This is a genomic window from Brachyspira hampsonii, assembly GCF_001746205.1.
Classification (GTDB): Bacteria; Spirochaetota; Brachyspiria; order Brachyspirales; family Brachyspiraceae; genus Brachyspira; species Brachyspira hampsonii_B.
Genome location: NZ_MDCO01000012.1, coordinates 38237 through 62609 on the forward strand (window position 1 = coordinate 38237; position 24373 = coordinate 62609).

The following is a 24373-nucleotide window of genomic DNA, read 5'->3' on the forward strand; positions in this document are numbered from 1 at the left end:
AACTTATGCTTTTATTATATAAAATATTTTTAATTATTTTTTAGCTTCTTCTTTAGGAAGAACAACATTAAGTATAATAGCAACACAAGTAGCTATAACAACAGGGCTGCTTCCAAATACAGTTTTAGCCCAAGCAGGGAAAGTATCTAAAGCACCTCCAACTTGAACAGTACCCATACCTAAAGCAACAGCAAGTCCTACTATTAATGTGTTTCTAGGACCCATATTTTCAGTGAATACTAATTTAATACCTGTCATAGCTATAGAAGCAAATACCATTATAGTAGCACCTCCTAATACACAAGAAGGTATTGTAGTAAGTAAGGCTGAGAATTTAGGGAATAATCCTGCAATTAATATTATAACGGCAGCGATTAAAAATACTATTCTATTAATAACTTTAGTAGTAGCAACTATACCAACATTCTGACTGTAAGTAGCAGTAGGTAAGCATCCAAACATAGAAGATAATATGTTAGTAAGTCCATAAGCAGTGATACCGCATTTTAATTCTTTATCAGTAGGCATTCTTCCCATACCTCCTGAAGTAGTAGCAGAGAAGTCTCCTATAGCCTGAACTGAGTTTACAGCAAATAAAAGAGCTATAGCTATTGCAGCAGAAGGATCAAACTCTATACCAAAAGGAAGTAATTTAGGAGCTTGGAAGATACCTGCATTAACTACGCTAGTAAAATTAATCATTCCAAAGAAAAATGCAGCTATATATCCTATTATTAATCCCATAAGTATAGAAGCTAGTTTCAAGAACCCTTTAGTAAATTGATTGAAGAAAATAACGGCGATAAGTGTTATTCCTGCAACAGCCCAATACTGCCAAGAACCAAAAGGAACAACTTCTCCATTTATACTGTATAATGTACTTCCTCCAGCCATATATCTAACAGCAGTAGGATATAAAGAAAGCCCAACAGTAAATACAACAGTACCGGCAATTAGAGGAGGGAATAATTTTCTTATTTTTTCAACAGCAAGTCCGAATATAATGGCAACTATACCTCCTACTACCTGAGCACCAAATATAATAGCTAAACCTCTTACTCCAAGACCTGTACCTTCAGGACCTCTTGCTATAGACTGCATAGTAGATACATAAGCAAAACTAACACCAATAATCATAGGAAGTCTGGCACCTATATGATAATTTTTGGTAATAGGTATAGGGAAAACCATTATTATTGTAGAGATAGCAGCAAATACCAAAGATGATTGAACTAAGAGTATTTGTTCTGGGCTTCCGCTTTTAAGTCCGGCAGCAGAAGAGACTATAAGAGCAGGAGTTACACAGCCTACAATCATAGCAACTACATGCTGAATAGCTAGCGGAAAAGCCTGCGACATCTTTGGAACGGCTTCGTATTCAAACAAAGCACTTTGAGTTTTTTCATTTGTACTCATAATTAACTCCAATTTTTTTATTATATTTTATAGATTTATATCATCTAAAAAATATTCAATTAAATTTAAAGCACATTTCTTTCTATACAAAGCAGTTGACCTAGCACTGTTTCTAGGATTCATAATTGAAGAATATGCTTCCTGTATAGATTTAATATTGTTCTTCCATTCTTTTATATCTGAGACAATATATTTTTCCTCTATACTTTCATCTCTTGTAATCGTAACACCTAATGTACAAAAACTTATTTTAAATCGATACTTATCATTTTCTTTGCAAACTAATGCACATACGGCAAGTTTAGATAATGCATTAGCTTTTCTAGTTCCTATTTTTCGATAAAAGGAATACTTATAATCTTTCTTTGGTATTATGATATGAGTAAGTATTTCATCATTCTTTAATATTGTTTTGCTTACTCCGGTAATAAAATCTTTTATTTTTACTTCTCTTTGAGAATTTTTGCTTTTTAATACCAAAACTGCATCCATAGCATATAAAGAAGGTAAGCTGTCTGCAGAAGGGGAGGCATTGCATATATTTCCTCCTATAGTGGCAATATTTCTAATAGGAGGACCTGCTATTCCTAAGGCACTTTCTTTTAATACCTGAGGAGTTAGATTAGATCTAATAATTTCATCGAATGTAGTTAATGCTCCTATGATAATGTTATTTTCATCTTCTTTTATGCCTTTTAATTCATCTATATCATTTATAAATAATATAGGTTTATTAAATTTAGCTATTAAACTGCTTCCTCTTAAATGCTCTACCATTAAATCAGTACCGCCTGCAAAAATCACAGAATCATTTTCTGCTCTGAAATCTAATGCTTCATTAATATTTTTAGCTTTTAAAGTTACTGCCATAAATTTTTACCCTCCTTAAAAGCTATATCAGAAGCTCTCAATACAGCACTTACTATATGATCATATCCAGTGCATCTGCATAGATTTCCTGATAATCCTTTTCTTACTTGGTATTCTGTAGGTTTTCCTTTAGTATCATTTAAAATAGCTTCAGAAGACATAACCATACCCGGAGTACAAAAACCGCATTGTACGGCACCTTCTTCCATAAAAGCTTTTGTTACTATTTTTCCTTTTTCTGTTTCTGCGTATTGTTCTATAGTTATAATTTCTTTTCCTTCGCATAAAATTATAGGTATTAAACATGAATTGACAACTTTTCCATTCATAACTACAGCACAAGCTCCGCATTCTCCTTCGCCGCAGCCTTCTTTAGTACCTGTAAGTTTTAATTCATCTCTTATAAAATCTATTAGCCTAGTTAAAGGCTCTAATTCTGTATTAATTTCATTTCCGTTTACTTTAAATTTTATAGACATTATATCACCTCCGCTATGTTTTCAGGGAGAATAGGTATTTTTGTAAAATGATAATTCAGAGCATTTTCCATAGCAGATGCATAAGCACTTGCCGCTCCGTCAAAAGTAATTTCTCCTACTCCCTTAGCACCAGAAGGACCATATTGGTAAGGTTCATTAATAATATATGACTTTATTTCAGGTAAATCCAAAGAAGTTGGTATCATATAATCAGACATTTTTACCTGTAAGAATTTTCCGTCTTTATTTACTATGTTTTCTAAAGCCCCCCATCCAAGTGCCTGAGCAACACCGCCTTTTATTTGACCTTCAACTATTTTTTCATCTATAGCATATCCGCAGTCAAATACCGCCCAAACACCTACTATTTTTACTTCTAATGTAACTTTATCAATTTCAACTTCAACAACATTTATTCCGAGCCCATAAGTAGGGTAGGCATCTCCTCTTAAAGCAGAGGTATCCCAATCAACTAAATGTGATGGGTGTTTATAGTCTTCTATTATTTCTATTTCTTCAGATTCATTCCATCTGTCTTTTAATTTTTTACATGCTTCCTGTATTAAATATCCGACTATCATAACAGAACGAGAAGCCACTGTAGGACCTGTATTTGGTATTATATTAGTATCATACACAGATATATCTATATTTTCCAATGGTATTTGCAAATTATAAGCGGCTATTTTTCTAAATGTGGTATGAAGTCCCTGACCTATTTCTGTATTTGATGTTAGTATTGTTACTTTATTTCCTTTTTTCTTTAACTTTAATTTGGCTTTAATTATGTCTCTTTCACCGCTTCCTGTAAAAGCACATCCATGCAGAAAGCATGATATTCCTATTCCTCTGTACATATCATCTTTATATTTTTTTCTTTTTTCTTCATAATCAGATTCTTTTAAGGCTAAATCAAGCATTTTAGGAAGTATTATATTATCATGGAATATACCGCCTGTTATTGTAGGATCATTTTGTTTTACAAAGTATTTTCTTTTAAGTTCTATAGGATCAATGCCTATTTTTTTTGCTATATTATCCATAGTTCTTTCTATAGCAAATATAGCCTGAGGTCCGCCGAATCCTCTGAAAGCACAGCTAGGTACATTATTAGTGCAGTACAATCTTCCCAAAACTCTTACATTAGGGAAATGATATACATTAGCAGCAGTATAAGTACATCTTTGCATAATAACTCTGGAACTTGACTCATAAGCACCAGCGTCCATATCCGAAATTATATCAAGTGCAGTAATATTATTGTTTTCATCAAGAGCAATTTTAGTTGTGATTTGAGCAGGCTGTCTTTTTACACTATAAGCCATATCAAATTGTCTGTCTAATATAAGTTTAACTGTTTTTTTGAGTTTATGTACGGCAACTGCAACAGCAGCAGATAGTATGTCAGGATAATGTTCTTTTCCTCCGAATCCTCCGCCTATAGTAGGGGATATTACTCTTACCTTTGATTCTTCTACACCAAGAACAGGAGCAACCGCTTTTTGCACATAGTAGGGACATTGCGTAGAAGAATATAAAGTTACCCCGTTATTTTCCCAAACACCTACAGTTCCATTTACCTCCATATATAAATGTTCCTGATATGGGGTATAATAAGTTTCCTCTATTATAGTTTTAGCTTTTTTAAATGCTTCATCAACATTTCCATATCCCGCTTTAAATGAAACAAAGATATTATCATCTCCGTATATGGGACCGCCTAATAATTTCTTAGAATCATCTATATTCAATACAGGCTCTAAATCTTGATATTCTATTGTAACTTTTTCTGCTATATCATATACTACATTTTTGTCAGGACCTACAATAAGGAGTATTGTCTCTCCAATGTATCTAACATTATCATCAGCAAAAGGACGCCAATCAGATATAATCATGGCAGCAGCATTTTTACCCGGAACATCTCTATAATCTATTACAGAATAACCTTCAGGAAGTTCAGGAATATTTATTTTTAATATCTTAGCCCTTGCCTTTGTAGAATAAACAATCTTTGCATGCAGGACTTCATTTCCAAAATCAATGTCATTTAAATATTTAGTTCTTCCTGTTATCTTATCAAAAGCATCTACTCTTGATACAGAATTTTTCAATTCTTTAATTAGAGTTTCCATAAAATATCCCTCAGCTTATTATTTAATTAAAATATTGAGAATATTTATAATATATTAATAATAAAAATCAAGATATTATAAACATTTACAAGCATAAATAAACTAGATAATTTATATATTTTAATTTAATATAAATATCTAGTTTATTTATATACCAAAAATTATTTTATAACTCTAGTACCTGTTTTTCCATTGATAGCATCTTTAGCTTTTTCAAGTAATGTTATCATAGCTTCTTTTCCAGTGGCTTCTACAAACTGCATACAAGCCTGTACTTTAGGAAGCATAGAGCCAGGAGCAAACTGACCATCATCGCAATGTTTTTTAGCCTCTTCTAAAGTCATAGAATCAAGCCATTTAACATCCGGCTTACCAAAATTAACAGCAACTTTTTCTACAGCAGTTAATATTATAAGCATATCAGCATGAAGTTCTTTAGCAAGTACAGAAGCAGCAAAGTCTTTATCTATAACAGCAGCCATACCTTTTAAGTGATTACCTATTCTTATCACAGGTATTCCGCCGCCTCCGCAGCATATAACTAATGCTTTTTCATTAAGCATAGCTTTTATAGCAGTACTTTCTGCTATAGCAACAGGTTTAGGAGAAGCAACAACTCTTCTGTATCCTCTTCCAGCATCTTCTTTAACTACCCAGCCTAATTCTTTGGCTTTTTCCTCTCCCTCTTCTTTAGTCATAAACTGACCTATAGGTTTAGTAGGATTTTTGAAAGCAGGATCATTTTCATCAACTACAACTTGGGTAATTAATGTAGCTATAGGCGGAACTGTTATTTTTCTGTTAGAGAATTCCTCCATAATAGCATTTTGTAAATCATATCCAATATAAGCCTGACTCATAGCAACACAAACAGAAAGAGGTATATCATTACCTGTTTTATGATGTGCAGTATATTCATTCATAGCATTGTTAATGAATCCGACTTGAGGTCCGTTTCCATGTGCTACTATAACTTCGCAGCCATTTTCTACCAAATCCACTATATTTTTTGCAGTTATTTTTACGGCTTCCATTTGCTCAGCGAGTGTATCACCTAATGCATTACCGCCCAAAGCAATAACAATTCTTTTTTTATTTTCCATTTTTATATCCTAAATCAAAAATTAAATTCTTTTTATATTGTAAAAAGTGCTTTTTTTCACAATATAATAGATATAAAATGGTAAGCACTATATATATTATAGATGCTTACCATCTTTATTACTTATATTATCCAAATATTCTTGGTTTTTTATCAGAAGCTAATTTGCTTAATATAGCCTGAGGGTCTTTAAATTTAGATAAGAAGATCATAGCAGCTATAACATAAGGTTTGTAGCTAGCTTGTTTGTAAAGAGGAACTCTATATCTGTCAAATACAGAAGCAGCAACTTCTCCATCTTTACAGCTAACATCATTAATATCAGCAGGTAAGCAGTGTAAGTATAATGCTTTTCCGTCTTTAGTTTTTTTCATTTTTTCTTCAGTACAGCACCAATCTTTATAATTAGCATTTTGTTCTAATAATCTTTTTTCAAGAGCTTTAATACCGTCAGTGTCTCCTTTACCATAAAGCTCAGTTCTTTCCTGCATAGCAGCAAAAGGAGCCCAAGATTTAGGATAAACAACATCAGCATCTTCAAATGCTTCGTCCATATTGTTAGTGATAGTCAATTTAACACCAGCAGCTTCAGCATTTTTCTTAGCAATAGCTTCAACTTCAGGCATAAGTTCATAACCTTTTGGATAAGCTAAAGCAACATCCATACCTAATCTAGTGAATAAACCAGCAGCACCTTGAGGTACAGAAAGAGGTTTGCCGTAAGAAGGAGAATAAGCCCAAGTCATAGCAACTTTTTTACCTTTAAGGTTTTCTAATCCGCCTAATTCATGAATGAAGTGAAGTGAGTCAGCCATCATTTGTGTTGGATGGTCTCTGTCGCATTGTAAGTTTACCAAAGTAGGAATTTGTTCTAATATTCCGTCATTGTATCCTTGTCTTACAGAAGCAGAAACTTCTTTCATGTATTCATGACCTTTACCAATGTACATATCATCTCTGATACCTATAACATCAGCCATAAAAGATACCATGTTAGCAGTTTCTCTAACTGTTTCACCATGAGCTATTTGGCTTTTACCTTCATCTAAGTCCTGAACTTCTAAACCTAAAAGGTTACAAGCAGAAGCAAAAGAGAAGCGAGTTCTAGTAGAATTATCTCTGAATAAAGAAATACCTAAACCAGAATCAAATACTTTAGTAGAAGTATTAGTTTCTCTTAAGAATCTTAAAGCATCAGCAACAGTCCAAACTGCTTGTAATTCATCAAAAGTTTTGTCCCAAGTTAAGAAGAAATCATTTTGATACATTTTGCCGAATTCAAGGCTGTCTAATTTTGAAATGTATTTTTGTATACCCATAATTAAAATCCTTTTTTATTTATTAATTTTTATATAATTTTGTATTATTTATTTTCACAGTAAATAGTAGGTACAGCAGCATATAAAGCAGCACAGTTTACTAAATCTTGTTTCCAAGTTTTTTCATTAGGAGCATGAGCCTGAGCTTCAGCACCAGGTCCGAAACCTATACAAGGTATTCCGTTTCTTCCCATAATAGATACTCCGTTAGTAGAGAAAGTCCATTTGTCAGTAAGAGGACGAGCTTTTCTTTCTTTTTCTATTTCAGGAGTAGGTCCTAATCTCTCTTCTGTACCATATAAGCCTTTGTATGCTTCTTCTAAAGCTTTAGTTACAGCATGATCTTCTGGAATTACCCAAGTAGGGAAGTAGCATTCTATTGGATAAACTAAACCTGTCCAAGATGGTCTGTCATAGTTATACATAGATACTTCAGCACCGTATTTTTTTACATTAGGAAGATTTCTTATTTCTTCTAAGCAGCTTTCCCAAGTTTCGCCTGCAGTCATTCTTCTGTCTAAAGAAATAGAACAAGAGTCAGCAACAGCACATCTGCTTGGTGAAGTGTAGAATATTTGAGAAACTGTTACAGTACCTCTTCCTAAGAAGTTAGCTTCTTTATATTGAGGATTGTATTTTTCTTCTAACATTTTTACTAAGCCTTTGATTTCTGTAGAATCTTTAGCATCATTTTCGTTAAGGCTTCTGATGTCTTGAAGTATATCAGCCATTTTGTAAATAGCGTTATCTCCTCTTTCTGGAGCAGAACCATGGCAGGAAATACCTTTAACATCAACTCTTATTTCCATTCTTCCTCTTTGACCTCTGTAGATACCGCCGTCAGTAGGTTCAGTAGAAATTACAAATTCAGGTTTGATATTACTTTTTTTGCATATATATTCCCAGCATAATCCGTCGCAGTCTTCTTCCTGTACAGTACCAACAACAACAACTTGATATTTGTCATTTAAAAGACCTAAATCTTTCATTATTTTAGCACCATAAACACCAGAAACTATACCGCCTTCTTGATCAGAAGTTCCTCTTCCTCCGATTTCTACATCATTTTCATAACCTTCATAAGGATCGAAATTCCAGTTATCTTTATTTCCTACACCAACTGTATCTATATGAGCATCTATACCTATCAAAGTTTTACCGCTTCCCATATAACCTAAAACATTGCCCATAGGATCTATATCTACTTTGTCGAATCCTACTTTTTTCATCTCTTCAGCTATTCTTTCTATTACGCCTTTTTCTTCGCAAGATTCACTAGGAATTCTAATTAAATCTCTTAAGAATTTAGTCATATCAGCTTTATAGCTTTCTGCTTTTGCTTTTATTTGTTCAAATTGTTCTTTTGAAATAGCACTCATTTTTTATTCTCCTAAAAAATTTATGATTTTTAATTTCTTTATTATTCTAATTAAACTTTATTACCTTTCTTTAGCTTCCCAAACTATATTTTTCCATCTTATAGGATCAGTATCTCCTTCAGTGCTGAATAATAATACTTTAGAATTAGAATCAAGTTTTAATTTTTTTCTCAATTCAGCATATTCATCTTTAAGCATAATAGTAGCCAAAGCACCGAAAGGAGCAGCACCAGATTCACCAGATACAACTTGAGGATCTCCTTTTAACGGAGCTGCAAGCATTCTCATACCTCTTGCAGCAATTATGTCTTTAGCAGCTATAAAGCAGTCAGCATGATTTTTAAGTATATCCCAAGAAGTGATATTAGGCTCACCGCATGCAAGTCCAGCCATTATAGTATCTAAATCACCTTCTACTATTCTTATTTTACCGTCTCCAGCTTCAGCACCCTTATATAAACAAGCAGCAGCTTCAGCTTCAACTATAACCATTATAGGAGGATTATCTTTATATTTGTTAGAGAAATATCCAACCATAGCACCAGCCAAAGAACCAACTCCAGCCTGTACAAACACATGTGTAGGTCTTTCTCCAAATTGTTCATCAGCTTCTAATGCCATAGTACCGTAACCTTGCATAATCCAAGCTGGTATTTCTTCATAACCTTCCCAAGCAGTATCCTGTACAACTACACCATTAGGTACTTTAGCAGCTTCTGCAGCAGCCTTTCTAACGCATTCATCATAGTTGTATTCTTCTATTGTAGCAGTGGCGCCTTCAGCCTGAATATTTTTTAATCTAGTTTCTGTTGAACCTTTAGGCATAAAAATTACTGATTTTTGTCCTAATTTATTAGCAGCCCAAGCAACACCTCTTCCATGGTTGCCGTCTGTAGCTGAGAAGAATGTAGCCTGACCGAATTCATCTTTTAATTTTTTTGAAGTTAATACATCATAAGGAAATTCGCTTACATCTTTTCCCATTTTCTGAGCTATATATCTAGCCATAGAATAAGAACCGCCTAATACTTTGAAAGCATTAAGACCAAATCTGTATGACTCGTCTTTTACTTTTACAGTTCCTAAACCTAAATATTGAGCCATTTCTTTTAAATCAGCTAATGGTGTTTGTGTATATTGAGGGAAACTTTGATGAAATGCTTTTGCTTTTTTTACCTCCTCAATAGACATTATTGGTAAATTTTTATCTTCTGTTTTAGGCATCTTATTTTCAGCCCATTTAAGTTCACTCATTTATATCCTCCTTTTTTGAATCTATATAATTATATAGAGTGAATTTACTTATTCCAAAATGATTTGATACTTTATCTCCTGATTTTGTTATTAAAAATACTCCTGAATCATTTAAAAATTTTATAGCCTTTATTTTCTCATTTTTATTCATTATAGAAGCAGGTTTTCCTATTAGCTCTTCACTTTTTATTATAAGTTTTTCCATAAGTTCCTGAGCACTGTTGGGTATTTCTTCCAATTTTGATTTATCTTCTGTGTTCAAAAGACTTTCTAAATCGCTTTTAAAAGGCATTAAATTAGTTATATCAAAGTTTATAGATAGTATATATCTGTATTTACCGTTCATATCTTTTATAAAAACTGTTGAAGACTTTAATATTTTTCCATTTGATGCTTTTGTAAGATATGATAAATGATCTACTATAGGTTCTCCTTTTTTAAGCTTTTCTATAGTATTGATTACAACATTTGAGGCTCCTTCTCCTACTTGTCTGCCTGTAATGCCTCCATTAATGATAAAAATAATTGTATGATCTAAATCATCTTCCTTTAATTCATGAATACATACTTCGCAATTATTACCGAATTGTCTTGCTATACCATGTGCTACATTTATTAGAGTTTCGAGTATTATATTAGATTCCATAAAATACAAAAATATTCCTTAATGGCTAATTATATAACCATTTAATATGATTATAGTATACTAATTTTTTTTTAGATTTTCAAGAAAAAATCTAAATTTTTTTTGAAAATTCGTTGACAAATAGACTTTTTTTAATATCCTATTAAAATGTATATAAAAATTACTAGAATATAATTTTAGGAGGCATTTATGCTGTTAATAGGCGGGGGAAAATTAATTACAAGAGATTCAGCCAAAGCATTTATAGAAGATGGGGCTGTTCTTTGCGATGGAAAATTAATAAAAGAAGTGGGAAAAACTTCGGATTTGAAAGCTAAATATAAAGATGCTGAATATATAGATGCCAAAGGCGGTGTTATTATGCCGGCATTTATAAATGTGCATGAACATATTTACTCTGCTATGGCTAGGGGCTTTAGTATAAATGGCTATAATCCTAAAGGCTTTTTAGAAATATTAGACGGAATGTGGTGGACTATAGACAGAAATCTTACTTTGGAACAAACAAAACAAAGTGCTATGGCTACTTATATAGAATCTATTAAAAACGGTGTTACTACAGTATTTGACCATCATGCAAGTTTCGGACATATTGAAGGTTCTTTATTTGCTATAGAAGAAGCTGCCAAAACTATGGGCGTTCGTTCTTGTCTATGCTATGAGGTTTCTGATAGGGATGGAGAGGCTAAATCTAAGGCTTCTGTTAAAGAAAATCTTGACTTTATTAAACATGCTATGTCTGATAAAACTGATATGATTAAAGGTATGATGGGTATGCATGCTTCTTTTACTATTTCTGACAAAACTATGGAAGCATGTATGAAAGATTTACCTGAAGGCATAGGATGTCATATACATGTTGCAGAAGGTATAGAAGATTTACATGCTTGTCTTAAAGATCATGGAAAAAGAATAGTTGACAGACTTCATGATTTCAAAGTTTTAGGTCCAAAAACTATACTTGTTCACTGTATATATATTAATCCTCATGAAATGGATTTAATAAAGGATACTGATACTATGACTTCTCATAACCCAGAATCCAATATGGGTAATGCATGCGGCTGTCCTCCTACTATGGAATTAATGAAAAAGGGTATATTAACAGGTTTGGGTACTGACGGATATACTCATGATATGACAGAATCATACAAAGTAGCTAATGTACTTCATAAACATAGTCTTTGCAATCCTAATGCTGCTTGGGGAGAAATACCTCAAATGCTTTTTGAAAATAATGCTAAAATAGCTAACCGTTATTTTGAAACTCCGCTTGGTGTGCTTAAAGAAGGAGCTGCTGCTGATGTCATTATAATGGACTATAAAAATTATACAGAATTAAGCGATAAAAATATCAACGGACATATATTATTCGGTATGAACGGTGGACATGTTAATACTACTATTTGTAACGGAGAGGTATTAATGAGAGACAGAAAACTTACAAAAATAGATGAAGAAGCTGCTTATGCTAAAATAAGAGAAGAATCTGATAAACTTTGGAAACAGATTAATAAATAAAATAATAAATTAACATTTGTGAGTTCTATATAATTAATTTTATATAGAATTCTTTAATGTTTTGATAAACAGTAAAATTAATTGGAGGAATTATATAATGAGCGATGTAATGACACCCATTCCATTTGGAAATCTTATGAATTGGGTTTTGGAAGAGAAAAAGACAGGTAAAGTATTTGGTATTTCAAGAGCCTTTAAAGCTGATAAATCTAAATATTATGAAATTTTTGGAAGAAAATTAGAAACACCAATAGGACCTGCAGCAGGACCTCATACTCAGTTAGCACAGAATATAATAGCTGCATACTATACAGGAAGCAGATTTTTTGAGCTTAAAACAGTACAGAAAATGGACGGTGAAGAATTAAGCAAATGCGTTGCTAAGCCTTGTATAGCTGCTAATGATGAATGCTATAACTGCGAATGGTCAACAGAGCTTTATGTACCTCAGGCTTTTGATGAGTATGTTAAGGCTTGGGTGGTTTTAAAAGTTATATCTAAAGAATGGGACTTAGGCGATATGGACGGCTTTCAGTTTAATATGTCTGTAGGATATGATTATGAAGGCATTAAACTAGAAAAGATAGATAAGTTTATTGAAGGCTTAAAAGATGCTTCTAATACTCCTATATTCAAAGAATGTATAAAGTGGCTTAATGATAATATTGACAGATTCAAAAACTTCAAAAAGGAAGATATTGATAAAATTAATTCTGATGTATGTAATTCCGTTACTTTATCTACTCTTCATGGATGTCCTCCTACTGAAATAGAAAAAATTGCTTCTTATTTAATCACAGAAAAAAAATTAAATACCTTTGTTAAATGCAATCCTACACTTTTAGGCTATGATTATGCAAGAAAAACATTAGATGATATGGGTTATGACTATATATCATTTACCGATTTTCACTTTAAAGATGATTTACAGTACAGCGATGCAGTTCCAATGCTTCAAAGACTTCAAAAATTAGCTTCTGATAATTCTCTTTTATTTGGAGTAAAAATCACTAATACATTCCCTGTAGATGTTAAGCAGAAAGAGCTTCCTTCTGAAGAGATGTATATGTCTGGCAAATCATTATTCCCTCTTTCTATGACAGTTGCTTCAAGATTGAGTAAAGATTTTGACGGAAATTTAAGAATATCATACTCTGGAGGATGTGATTATTTCAATATTAATGATGTTATAGATGCAGGAATTTGGCCTGTAACTATTGCTACTACTTTATTAAAAACAGGCGGTTATCAAAGAACTGAGCAAATAGCTAAAAATCTTAAAGAATATAAACCATTTACAAAAGTGGATGTTTCTAAAGCTGAAAAAATAGTTGAAGCAAGCAAAAAAGACAAACATCATACAAAACCGATTAAACCTCTTGCAAGCAGAAAAATTAAGAAAAAAGTTCCTATGATAGACTGCTATACAGCACCTTGTATGGAAACTTGCCCTATAAATCAAGACCTCACTACTTATATAAGACTTAATGCTGAAGGCAAATATGATGAATCTTTCAAAGTAATTATAGAAAAAAATGCTATGCCTTTTGCTACAGGTATATTATGTCCTCATACTTGTATGGATACTTGTACTAGACAATTCTATGAAGAGCCTGTAAGTATAAGAGCATGCAAATTAGATGCTGCCAGAGCTGGTTATAAAAATGTTATATCCGCTTTAAAACCTGCTGCTCCTATAGGAAAAAAAGCTGGTATTATAGGGGCTGGACCTGCAGGACTTTCTGCAGCATTTTTCTTAGCTCGTGCTGGAGTAGAAGTTACTGTATTTGATAAGAGAGAAAAAGCTGGAGGAGTTGTTTCTAATATTATACCAAATTTCAGAATAAGTGCTGAAGAGATTGGAAATGATGTGAGTTTATGCAGGCAAATGGGCGTAAAATTTGAACTTGGAAAAGAGATAAAAGATATAAAAGAGTTTGCTAAAAATTATGATTATACTGTTGTTTGTATAGGTGCTCATAAAAACATGCCTTTGAAACTTGAAGCTGGAGAATCTATAAATGCTCTTAAATTCTTAGAAGAGTTCAATAAAACTAACGGAAATGTTAATTTAGGAGAAGATGTAGTAGTTATAGGAGGCGGTAATACTGCTATGGACGCTGCCCGTGCTGCTAAGAAAAATAAAGGCGTTAAAAATGTTAGATTAGTTTATAGAAGAACTAAAAGATATATGCCTGCTTTAGAAGAAGAGCTTAAAGAGGCTTTAGAAGACGGCGTTGAGTTTATGGAATTATTAGCACCTGTTAAAGTTGAAAACGGAAAACTTTTATGTAAGAAAATGGAATTATCAGATTACGATGAAAAAGGAAGAAGAAATGTTGTTGAAACTAATGAAACAGTAGAAGTTCCTGCAAGTACAGTTATAGCTTCTATAGGTGAGCAGATTGAATCAGAGTTTTATAAATCCAACGGCATAGAAGTTGATGAGAGAGGAAAACCAAAATGCAATGCCAACAATGAATCATCTCTCAAAAATGTTTATATTGCTGGAGACGGACTTTACGGGGCTGCTACTATAGTTGAAGCTATAAGAGATGCCAAAGTTCTTTCTGAAGCTATATTAGGAAAAGCAGTTGCTCCTGATTTGCCTTCTGTTTCTACTGAAGAGATTTCTTACAGCAAAAAAGGTAATTTGAAAGAAGTATCAAAAGAACCTGAAGCTAATAGATGTTTAACTTGCGATTATATATGCGAAAGCTGTGCTGAAGTTTGTCCTAACAGAGCAAATATATCAGTTAAAGTTGACGGACATGCTAAAATATCTCAGATTATACATGTTGATTATATGTGTAATGAATGCGGAAACTGTGAAACATTCTGTCCTTATAGTTCAGCTCCTTATAAAGATAAGTTTACATTATTTGCTACTGAGGCAGATATGAAAGATTCTAAAAATGACGGTTTCTTATTCCTAGATAAAGAAGGCAATGCTAAACTTAGAATAGATGGAAAAGAAGAATCTTATAAAGTTGGCGGAAATAAAAATGGTGTTTACACTATAGTAGACAGTGTATTTAATAATTATAAATATTTAATATTAAAATAATTGACTTTATATTAATTATTATATAGCATAGCAAGTATGGAATATATATTGTTCCGCTTGTTATGTTTATTTTTATTAAAAATTAATAGGAGGTATCTAATATGGGAGAGAATGTCAAGATTATTATCAATGGCAAAGAAATGAGTTTTGACTCAGACAGAAAATTAATGGATGTTCTTAGAAATGACTGCAAGTGTAAGTCTGTGAAAGACGGCTGTTCTGAAGGAGCTTGCGGAACTTGTACCGTTTTGATAGATGGAAAACCAACTAAAGCATGTATACAAACTATAGGAAGACTTCAAGGAAAAAGTGTTCAGACTATAGAGGGATTTACTCAAAGAGAAAAAGATGTATATTCTTATGCTTTTGCAGTTGCTGGTGCTGTTCAATGCGGATTCTGTATACCGGGTATGGTTATATCTGCTAAAGGCTTGATAGATAAAAATAATAATCCTACTAGGCTTGAAATAGTAGCTGCTATAAAAAATAATATTTGCAGATGTACAGGATACAAAAAAATCATTGATGCTATAGAATTAGCAGCTAAGATGATAAGAGAAAATATTGATGTTAAAGATTATAAAGGAAAGGTAAAATTAGGCGACAGAAATATTGCCAGAGTAGATGCTAAGGAAAAGGCTTTAGGTACAGGTGAATACTGCGACGATGTTGAAATAGAAGGCATGCTTTATGGTGTTGCTGTTAGAACTAAATATCCTAGAGCCAAAATATTAAAAATAGATATAAGCGAAGCAAAAGCATTAAAAGGTGTAGTTGATGTTATTACTGCTAAAGATTTACCGGGTGCTAAAAAAATAGGTCATATTTTCCATGATTGGGATGTGCTTATAGGTGAGGGTGAGATTACAAGATTTATAGCTGACGGACTAGCTTTGATTGTTGCAGAAGATGAAGGCACTGCTAAAAAGGCTAGGGATTTAGTAAAAGTAGAATATGAAGAACTTCCTTTGGTAAGAAATCCAGAAGAAGCTATGAAAGCAGATGCTCCTTTAGTTCATGAAGAGAGAGAAAGCAATTTACTTACTCATGAAAGATTAGTTAAAGGAAATGCTGATGAGGTAATAGCAAAATCAAAATATAAAGTTACAAGGCATTATGAACTTCCTTGGACAGAGCATGCTTTTATGGAAGCTGAAGTTGCTATTGCTATGCCTTTCAATGAAGACGGAATTTTTATATATTCAAGCGATCAAAGTGTATATGATACCAAGAGAGAAGTTTCTATGGCTTTGGGTATAGAGCCTGACAAGGTTGTAGTAGAAAATAAATATGTAGGCGGCGGTTTTGGCGGTAAGGAGGATATGAGTGTTCAGCATTATGCTGCAATAATGGCATACAGAACAAAAAGACCTGTTAAGTTTAAACTTACAAGACAGGAAAGTATTAATTGGCATCCTAAACGCCACCCTATGAGTATAGATATGACAACTGCCTGTGATGAAAATGGAATACTTACAGCTATGAAAGCTACTTTAATTACTGATGCAGGTGCCTATGCTTCTTTATCTGGTCCTGTACTTCAAAGAGCTTGTACTCATGCTGCTGGCCCTTATAATTATCAGGTTATAGATATAGACGGTAAATCTTTCTATACTAATAATCCTCCTACAGGACCTTTCAGAGGATTCGGAGTGCCTCAGTCTTGTTTTGCTACAGAAATGAATATAAACTTGCTTGCTGAAATGTGCGGATTAGATCCTTGGGAGATAAGATATAGAAATGCTATTCGTCCGGGTCAGGTTTTACCTAACTATCAAATAGCTGATGATGCTACAGGACTTGTTGAAACATTAGAAGCTGTTAAAGATATATACTATAATAATAAAAATGTTGGTATAGCCTGTGCTTTGAAAAATTCTGGTGTAGGTGTGGGACTTCCAGATACAGGAAGGGTTCGTTTAGTTGTTGAAGATGGAAAAGTACATGTATATTCTGCTGCTTCTTGTATAGGACAGGGTATTGCTACTGTACTTTATCAGATAGCAGGAGAGACTCTTGATTTGAATGATGATGAGATAATAGTTCATCAGCCTAATACAGCAACTTCTCCGGATTCTGGTACTACTTCAGGTTCAAGACAAACTCTTATAACAGGAGAGGCTTGTAAGAGAGCATGTGAAGAACTTAAAAAAGAAATGGAAACAGGAAAAACTTTAAAAGATTTGGAAGGCAAAGAATATTACGGCGAATGGCTTACTATAACTGATAAAATGGGGGTTGATAAACCTCACCCTGTTTCTCATGTTGCTTATAGTTATGCTACTCAGGTTTGCCTGCTTAATGATGATGGTACTATACAAAAGATTGTTGCAGCTCATGATATAGGAAAAGCTATTAACCCTATAGCTTTGGAAGGTCAGATAGAAGGCGGTGTTGTTATGTCTTTAGGTTATGCTCTTACAGAAAAATTCCCGCTTGAAAATTGCGTTCCTAAAGTTAAATTTGGTACTTTAGGATTATTCAGAGCTGATAAAACACCGGATGTTGAATCTATTATTATAGAAAAACCTGGTGTGCCTTATGGTTATGGAGCCACTGGTATAGGTGAGATTTCCAGCATACCTACTGCTCCTGCTGTTGCTTTAGCATATTACAAATTTAATGGTGAGTTCCAGACAGAACTTCCGCTTAAAAATACTCCTTATTCAAAATAATTTATTATGAGTTTATTTAATGATGAACTTGTAATTATAAGAGGAGCTGGAGATTTAGCTACAGGTATTGTGTATTCTTTATATAAGGCTCATTTTAAGATTATATTATTAGAAACACAATACCCCTCTTCAATTAGAAGAAAGGTTGCCTTATCTGAAGCTGTTTATGAAGGTGAAAGTATAGTTGAAGATATTAAAGGCATATTAGTGAAAAGCTATGAAGAAGTTCTTAATATAGTTACAGATAAAAATTATAGTAAGATACCTATTCTTATTGATCCTAATTGTGAAATATTAAATCATGTAAAACCTACATTTTTAATTGATGCTATAATAGCCAAAAAGAATTTAGGCACTAATAAATCTATGGCAAAGTATACAATAGCATTAGGTCCAGGATTTACTGCTGGTAGGGACTGCGATGTTGTTATAGAGACCATGCGCGGTCATAATCTTGGAAGAATGTATACCAAAGGCGAGGCAATAGCTAATACAGGAATACCGGGCAATATAGGCGGTAAAGAAGCTGAAAGGGTAATACATGCAAGTGCTGATGGTATTATTGAAAACATAAAAAATATAGGTGATTTTGTTAAAGAAAAAGAAGTTATAGCATACATAAAAAATAACAATGAAAAAATAGAAGTGCTTGCTGCTTTTGACGGACTTTTGAGAGGCATTATAAGAGATGGTTTTAAAGTGCATAAGGGATTAAAAATAGCAGATATTGATCCTAGAAAATCTGAATATAATAATTGCTTTACTATTTCTGATAAGGCTAGAAATTTGGGCGGTGCTGTGCTTACTGCTATGATGTATTTATATAATATGTAATTAATCTTTCCTCAATTATATTATTCCAAAATATTGTTTATTTAAACAAATATGAATTTATATATTTAATCTCAAATAATGCATTTTTAATTATCAGTGTAAGTCAAATATAAAAATATAATGTTAATTATGAAACTAGTCAAATATAAAATATATAAATATTTAAAATAAATATATAATAGTATATACTAAATACATAATATATTTTACGAGTTTATAAAATGACAGAAGAAGATATAAAGCAAAAATTAATCACTCCTGCAATAAAAAAATCAGGATGGAAAGATAATCAAATAAATTATGAATACGCATTTACTGACGGGCGTTTCATATTAAAAAAGAAAGATGTTATAAGAGATAAACCTAAAAGAGCAGATTATTTATTATCTTATAAATCGAATATACCTTTAGCTATAATTGAAGCTAAAAGCGATAAATATAGTATAGGACATGGTATTCAGCAGGCTATTGATTATGCTGAAATACTTGATTTGCCTTTTGCATATAGTTCAAATGGGTACGGATTTTTAGAACATGATATGCTTACAGGCAGAGAAAGAGAAATCTCTATATATGATTTTCCTAAACCTGAAGAATTATGGAATAGATATAAAGAAGATGCCAATATAGATTCTGAAAAAGAAAGAATAATTACAACACCTTATTATTATAGGCAGGGAGCAAATAATCCTAGATATTATCAAAGAATAGCAATTAATAGAACTATTAAAGCAGCAGCCGAAGGAAAGAAAAGAATTCTCCTTGTAATGGCAACTGGTACAGGAAAAACTTATACCGCTTTTCAAATAATTCATAGATTTAGAGAGGCTAATTTGGCAAAGAAAATATTATTTTTGGCAGATAGAAATATATTAATAGATCAAACTATGAGACAGGATTTTAAACCATTTAAAAAGGTAATGACTAAAATAGAAAACAAAAAAATGGATAGTTCTTATGAAGTTTATCTATCATTATATCAGCAGCTGATAACAAATGAAGATAAAGAAATTTTTAAAGAGTTTAGTAAAGATTTTTTTAATTTGATTATAGTTGATGAGTGTCATAGAGGTTCTGCCAAAGATGATTCTTTATGGAGAAGGATTTTAGAATATTTTTCTAGTGCCGTTCAAATAGGTCTTACTGCCACTCCAAAAGAAACTAAAGATGTTTCAAGTATTTCTTATTTTGGAGAGCCTATTTATACTTATAGTTTGAAACAAGGAATAGATGACGGATTTCTTGCACCATTTAAAGTTATAAGGGTAGGGCTTAATACAGATTTAGAAGGCTGGCGTCCTTATGAAGGGCAGAAAGATGCTGACGGAAATGAAATAGAAAACAGAGAGTATAATGTAAAAGATTTTGATAGAAATATTGTAATTAAGGAAAGAGATATTGAAATAGCTAAAATAATAATAGAATATATAGAAAAAAATGACAGATTTGCTAAAACTATAGTATTCTGTGAAGATATAGAACATGCAGAGCGTATGAGAAAAGCTTTAATAAATGAGCATAATGAATACTGTCAAAAATATAATAAAAATAATCTTATAGCAGAAGACAGCAGGTATATAATGCGTATTACAGGCGATGAAATCGAAGGAAAAAAACAGCTTGATTCTTTTATAGAAGTTGATAGTTTATATCCTACTATAGTTACTACTTCAAAACTTTTAACTACTGGGGTAGACTGTAAGACTTGCAAACTTATAGTGTTGATTAATAATATAGATTCTATGACAGAGTTTAAACAGATTATAGGAAGAGGAACTCGTATAAAAGAAGATTATGGCAAGAAATATTTTACTATTATGGATTTTAAGAATGCAAGCAGATTATTTTCAGATCCTGATTTTGACGGCGAGGCTTTGAGCGTTCATGATGAATACTTGAAAAAAGAAGAAAATGTTGATGAAAATATTAATAATGATGATGGAGTAATATTAATTGATGATGATAATGAAAAAGAAGAAAAACAAAAGAAAGTAAAAATAGTAGTAAATGGTGTAGAAGTTGAAGTATTGAGCGAGAGGGTGCAGTATTTTAATAGTGAGGGTAAACTTATAACAGAAAGTTTAACCGATTATACTAAAAAAAATATACTTGGAGAATATGCTACACTTGATAGCTTTATCAATGATTGGAACAGCGATAAAAGAAAGTCTGTCATTTTGGAAGAGTTATCAAAAAGAGGAGTATTTTTAGAAGCATTAAGAGAGTATGAACATATTGATGAAAATATTGATGATTTTGATTTGATATGTCATCTTGCCTATGATAAAAAGCCTCTTACAAAGAGTGAAAGGATTAACAATGTTAAAAAAAGAGGTTATTTAAATAGGTATGAGGGGGCTGCAAGAGAAGTGATAGATGCTTTACTTGAAAAATATATGGATAATAGTATAAATGATATTACTGATAAAAGTATATTATTAAATAGTCCTTTTAGTAAATTTGGTTCTGCTTCTAAGATATTTAATTTATTTGGAGGAAAAGAAAATTATAATAATGCTGTTAAAAGTTTGCAAAAAGAAATTTATAAAGCATAAATAAAATACGGAGAAAATGAAATGAGTTTAAATAATTTAGTAAAAAGACTTCAGGATATTATGCGTAATGATGCAGGTATAAACGGTGATGCTCAGCGTATAGAACAGATGGTTTGGATAATATTTTTAAAAATTTTTAATTATAAAGAAGAGCAGTGGGAAGCGGTTTATGATGATTATGAGTCTGTAATACCTGATAATTTAAAATGGAATAATTGGGCTTTTGACAATAAGGACGGAAAGGCATTGACAGGTGATGAACTTTTGAGTTTTGTCAATACTGAACTTTTTCCTAGTCTTAAAAAATTGGAAATAGATAATAATAGTTCTATGGTAAAATCAATAGTAAAATCAGCATTTGAAGATAATAATAATTATATGAAAGATGGTATATTATTAAGACAGGTTATTAATGTTATAAATGAGATTGATTTTGAAGATTATAAAGAGCGTCATGCTTTTGGGGAGATATATGAAACTATATTAAGAAGTCTTCAAAGTGCAGGAAATGCTGGAGAGTTTTATACGCCAAGGGCTGTAACAGATTTTATTATCAAAATGATTAATCCTAAACTAGGAGAGAGAATGGCAGATTTTGCATGCGGTACTGGAGGATTTTTAACTTCGGCTTTGAATTTGGTGTATGATGATGTGAAAAATGCTGATAAAAGAGAGCTTTATAATAATTTTGTTTATGGTATTGAAAAGAAAGCACTTCCTTTTTTATTATGTATTACTAATATGTTTATACATGATGTTGACAGACCTAATATTTTTCATGACAATGCTCTTGAATATGATGTAAGAGATTATAAAGAAAAGGATAAATTTGATATTATAGTAATGAATCCGCCTTACGGAGGCAATGAGAAAGACAATATAAAGAGTAATTTTCCGCCTGATTTAAGAAGCAGTGAAACGGCCGATTTATTTATTACTTTAATAATGTATAGATTAAAACTTAAAGGAAGAAGTGCTGTAATACTTCCAGACGGATTTTTATTTGGTACTGATAATATCAAAGTATCTATAAAGAAAAAATTGTTTAAGGAGTTTAACTTGCATACTATAGTTCGTATGCCTCATAGTGTTTTTGCTCCTTACACCTCAATTACAACTAATATATTATTTTTTGATAAAACGCATTCTACAAAAGAAACTTGGATTTATAGGCTTGATATGCCCAAAGGATATAAAAACTTTTCAAAGACTAAACCTATGAAACTAGAACATTTCAATGAGGTTATAGAATGGTGGAATAATAGAAAAGAGATAAGTGCTGATGGTTTTGATAAGAGCAGGAAATACAGTATTGATGAGATAGTAGAAAGGAATTATAATATAGACTTATGCGGCTATCCTCATGAGGAGGAGGAAATACTTCCGCCAGCCGAACTTATAAAACAGTATCAGGAACGCAGGGCTAGTTTGGACGCAGATATAGACAGAGTGCTTGATAGTATAATGAATATATTAAAATAATAAAAGGCATTAGAAAATGACAGCATCGGAATTAAAAAAATCAATACTTCAAATGGCAGTAGAGGGAAAACTTACAGAACAAAATAAAAATGATGAGCCAGCAGAGAAACTCTTGAAACGCATAAAAGAAGAAAAAGAGAAATTAATCAAAGAAGGCAAAATAAAGAAAGAAAAAACGGTAAGCGAAATATATAAAAGAGATGGCTCCTATTATGAAAGAGTTTCAGAGGGCAAAAATATTTTAAAAGATGTTTGCATAGATGAAGAACTTCCTTTCGATATCCCCGACAGCTGGGTTTGGTGTCGCATAGGAAGTATTGGTATTATAATAAGAGGAAATGGGATAAAACGCTCAGATGTAGTTGAATATGGTTTTCCATGTGTGAGATATGGCGAAATTTATACAACATATGATATCTCATTTGAAAAAGCGGTTTCTAATATACCAGAAGAAATTTTTAAAAAGAGTAAACATTTTTCTTATGGAGATGTATTAATGACATTGACAGGGGAAAATAAAGAGGATATAGCAAAAGCTGTTGTATATTTGGGTAATTCTGAAATTGCTGCTAGTGGTGATTTAGCTTTTTGGACAAATCATAAAATGGAACCGCTTTTTATTTCATATCTTATGAATTCACCTTATGCTATATATTGTAAATCAAAACTTGCTACAGGTGATATAATAGTTCATATATCATCGAGCAAACTAGAAAGTATTTTAATACCCATTCCGCCAATAGAGGAACAGAGACGGATTGCGGAGAAAATTAAGATTTTAATGCCGCTTATCAATGAGTATGATGAACTTGAAAAAAGCATTACAAAATTAAATAAAGAGTTTCCTCATAATATCAAAAAATCTGTTTTGCAATACGCTATAGAGGGGAAACTTACAGAACAAAATAAAAATGATGAGCCTGCCGAGAAACTTTTGAAACGCATAAAAGAAGAAAAAGAGAAACTAATCAAAGAAGGAAGAATAAAAAAAGAAAAAACTACAAGCGAAATATACAAAAAAGACGGCTCATATTATGAAAGGGTTTTAGACGGCAAAAATATTGTAAAAGATGTTTGCATAGATGATGAACTTCCTTTTGATATACCAGACAGCTGGGTTTGGGTAAGATTATTTAATATAATAACTATCACAACAGGAACTAAAGATGCTAACTTTGCCTCAGAAAATGGAGAGTATGATTTTTTTACTTGTTCTAGTAAACCAATAAAAAGTAAAACATATTCATATGATGGTGAGTATTTAATAATGCCAGGCAATGGTGCTAATATTGGTTTAGTAATATATTATAATGGTAAATTTGAAGCTTATCAAAGAACGTATCTATTAAAAAATATATATAATATTAATTTAATATATTTAAAATTCCATTTAGAATTTAATTGGAAAAAATATAATTTAGATAAAATGTATGGATCAGCAATACCATATATAAAACTAGGTAATTTAGAGCAATACTTAGTTGCTTTGCCGCCCATTGAAGAGCAGAATAGGATTGTTAGAAAAATTAAGAAATTCAACGAGATTATTAATACTATTAAATAATACCTATTATAAATAAAAAATTATTTACTTTTAGGCTTTTTTAAGTAAACTTAAAAGACGCTCATAATTTTTTAT

The 24373-nt window shown here is 31.9% G+C and carries 16 protein-coding genes; 7 read left to right on the forward strand and 9 right to left on the reverse strand.

What is annotated here, in order from left to right; all coding sequences use genetic code 11:
* Positions 1-33: 33 nt before the first annotated feature.
* The 9 genes from BFL38_RS09185 to BFL38_RS09225 all read right to left on the reverse strand — a co-directional run bounded on the left by BFL38_RS09185 (position 34) and on the right by BFL38_RS09225 (position 10600).
* Positions 34-1416: a uracil-xanthine permease family protein gene (locus tag BFL38_RS09185; protein ID WP_069726782.1), complete on the reverse strand. Its 1383-nt coding sequence runs from the start codon at positions 1414-1416 to the stop codon at positions 34-36.
* A 27-nt stretch (positions 1417-1443) separates the two neighbouring features.
* The gene (locus BFL38_RS09190; protein ID WP_069726783.1) at positions 1444-2286 is read right to left on the reverse strand and encodes an FAD binding domain-containing protein; all 843 of its coding nucleotides are present in this window, start codon (positions 2284-2286) and stop codon (positions 1444-1446) included.
* On the reverse strand, positions 2277-2765 hold the full coding sequence (locus BFL38_RS09195; RefSeq protein WP_069726784.1) for a (2Fe-2S)-binding protein: 489 nt from the start codon (positions 2763-2765) through the stop codon (positions 2277-2279). Before BFL38_RS09195 ends, BFL38_RS09190 begins: the two co-directional genes overlap by 10 nt.
* Entirely contained in the window at positions 2765-4900 is a 2136-nt protein-coding gene (locus BFL38_RS09200; protein WP_069726785.1) for a xanthine dehydrogenase family protein molybdopterin-binding subunit, read from the reverse strand. The genes BFL38_RS09195 and BFL38_RS09200 overlap by 1 nt, the downstream gene beginning before the upstream one ends.
* A 161-nt stretch (positions 4901-5061) precedes the next feature.
* Entirely contained in the window at positions 5062-6003 is a 942-nt protein-coding gene (arcC, locus tag BFL38_RS09205) for a carbamate kinase (RefSeq protein ID WP_008724962.1), read from the reverse strand.
* Positions 6004-6130: 127 nt separating this feature from the next.
* Entirely contained in the window at positions 6131-7321 is a 1191-nt protein-coding gene (gene ygeW / locus BFL38_RS09210) for a knotted carbamoyltransferase YgeW (RefSeq protein ID WP_008727855.1), read from the reverse strand.
* A 44-nt stretch (positions 7322-7365) separates the two neighbouring features.
* The gene (locus BFL38_RS09215; RefSeq protein WP_069726786.1) at positions 7366-8700 is read right to left on the reverse strand and encodes a YgeY family selenium metabolism-linked hydrolase; all 1335 of its coding nucleotides are present in this window, start codon (positions 8698-8700) and stop codon (positions 7366-7368) included.
* Between the two features lie 60 nt (positions 8701-8760).
* A complete protein-coding gene (dpaL, locus tag BFL38_RS09220; protein WP_069726787.1) occupies positions 8761-9954 on the reverse strand; it encodes a diaminopropionate ammonia-lyase in 1194 nt (397 codons plus the stop codon).
* The gene (locus tag BFL38_RS09225) at positions 9947-10600 is read right to left on the reverse strand and encodes a helix-turn-helix transcriptional regulator (RefSeq protein ID WP_069726788.1); all 654 of its coding nucleotides are present in this window, start codon (positions 10598-10600) and stop codon (positions 9947-9949) included. Before BFL38_RS09225 ends, dpaL begins: the two co-directional genes overlap by 8 nt.
* A 189-nt stretch (positions 10601-10789) precedes the next feature.
* On the opposite strand from BFL38_RS09225, the gene ssnA reads away from it, so the two are divergent.
* The 7 genes from ssnA to BFL38_RS09260 all read left to right on the forward strand — a co-directional run bounded on the left by ssnA (position 10790) and on the right by BFL38_RS09260 (position 24298).
* Positions 10790-12121, forward strand: a complete 1332-nt coding sequence (gene ssnA, locus BFL38_RS09230) for a putative aminohydrolase SsnA (RefSeq protein WP_069726789.1) — start codon at positions 10790-10792, stop codon at positions 12119-12121.
* A gap of 97 nt (positions 12122-12218) precedes the next feature.
* Positions 12219-15188 carry a putative selenate reductase subunit YgfK gene (gene ygfK / locus BFL38_RS09235; protein ID WP_069726790.1) on the forward strand — a complete coding sequence of 990 codons (2970 nt, stop codon included), beginning with the start codon at positions 12219-12221 and terminating at the stop codon, positions 15186-15188.
* Between the two features lie 101 nt (positions 15189-15289).
* On the forward strand, positions 15290-17863 hold the full coding sequence (xdh, locus tag BFL38_RS09240) for a selenium-dependent xanthine dehydrogenase (RefSeq protein WP_069726791.1): 2574 nt from the start codon (positions 15290-15292) through the stop codon (positions 17861-17863).
* Positions 17864-17869: 6 nt separating this feature from the next.
* Positions 17870-18697, forward strand: coding sequence for a selenium-dependent molybdenum cofactor biosynthesis protein YqeB (gene yqeB, locus BFL38_RS09245; protein ID WP_069726792.1), 828 nt, complete (start codon positions 17870-17872; stop codon positions 18695-18697).
* Positions 18698-18918: 221 nt separating this feature from the next.
* Positions 18919-21252: an EcoAI/FtnUII family type I restriction enzme subunit R gene (gene hsdR / locus BFL38_RS09250; protein WP_069726793.1), complete on the forward strand. Its 2334-nt coding sequence runs from the start codon at positions 18919-18921 to the stop codon at positions 21250-21252.
* Between the two features lie 21 nt (positions 21253-21273).
* Positions 21274-22734 (forward strand): class I SAM-dependent DNA methyltransferase, encoded by a 1461-nt coding sequence (locus BFL38_RS09255; RefSeq protein WP_069726794.1) that lies wholly within the window; start codon positions 21274-21276, stop codon positions 22732-22734.
* Between the two features lie 16 nt (positions 22735-22750).
* Positions 22751-24298: a restriction endonuclease subunit S gene (locus tag BFL38_RS09260; RefSeq protein ID WP_069726795.1), complete on the forward strand. Its 1548-nt coding sequence runs from the start codon at positions 22751-22753 to the stop codon at positions 24296-24298.
* Positions 24299-24373 lie beyond the last annotated feature (75 nt).

What these genes read in the sequence shown, in the direction of transcription:
- yqeB (WP_069726792.1), top strand. Translation starts at nt 17,870, where the DNA reads ATGAGTTTATTTAATGATGAACTTGTAATTATAAGAGGAGCTGGAGAT.
- BFL38_RS09255 (WP_069726794.1), top strand. Translation starts at nt 21,274, where the DNA reads ATGAGTTTAAATAATTTAGTAAAAAGACTTCAGGATATTATGCGTAAT.
- BFL38_RS09195 (WP_069726784.1), bottom strand. Translation starts at nt 2,765, where the DNA reads ATGTCTATAAAATTTAAAGTAAACGGAAATGAAATTAATACAGAATTA.
- BFL38_RS09185 (WP_069726782.1), bottom strand. Translation starts at nt 1,416, where the DNA reads ATGAGTACAAATGAAAAAACTCAAAGTGCTTTGTTTGAATACGAAGCC.
- ssnA (WP_069726789.1), top strand. Translation starts at nt 10,790, where the DNA reads ATGCTGTTAATAGGCGGGGGAAAATTAATTACAAGAGATTCAGCCAAA.
- ygeW (WP_008727855.1), bottom strand. Translation starts at nt 7,321, where the DNA reads ATGGGTATACAAAAATACATTTCAAAATTAGACAGCCTTGAATTCGGC.
- BFL38_RS09225 (WP_069726788.1), bottom strand. Translation starts at nt 10,600, where the DNA reads ATGGAATCTAATATAATACTCGAAACTCTAATAAATGTAGCACATGGT.
- ygfK (WP_069726790.1), top strand. Translation starts at nt 12,219, where the DNA reads ATGAGCGATGTAATGACACCCATTCCATTTGGAAATCTTATGAATTGG.
- BFL38_RS09200 (WP_069726785.1), bottom strand. Translation starts at nt 4,900, where the DNA reads ATGGAAACTCTAATTAAAGAATTGAAAAATTCTGTATCAAGAGTAGAT.
- BFL38_RS09215 (WP_069726786.1), bottom strand. Translation starts at nt 8,700, where the DNA reads ATGAGTGCTATTTCAAAAGAACAATTTGAACAAATAAAAGCAAAAGCA.
- xdh (WP_069726791.1), top strand. Translation starts at nt 15,290, where the DNA reads ATGGGAGAGAATGTCAAGATTATTATCAATGGCAAAGAAATGAGTTTT.
- arcC (WP_008724962.1), bottom strand. Translation starts at nt 6,003, where the DNA reads ATGGAAAATAAAAAAAGAATTGTTATTGCTTTGGGCGGTAATGCATTA.
- hsdR (WP_069726793.1), top strand. Translation starts at nt 18,919, where the DNA reads ATGACAGAAGAAGATATAAAGCAAAAATTAATCACTCCTGCAATAAAA.
- dpaL (WP_069726787.1), bottom strand. Translation starts at nt 9,954, where the DNA reads ATGAGTGAACTTAAATGGGCTGAAAATAAGATGCCTAAAACAGAAGAT.
- BFL38_RS09190 (WP_069726783.1), bottom strand. Translation starts at nt 2,286, where the DNA reads ATGGCAGTAACTTTAAAAGCTAAAAATATTAATGAAGCATTAGATTTC.
- BFL38_RS09260 (WP_069726795.1), top strand. Translation starts at nt 22,751, where the DNA reads ATGACAGCATCGGAATTAAAAAAATCAATACTTCAAATGGCAGTAGAG.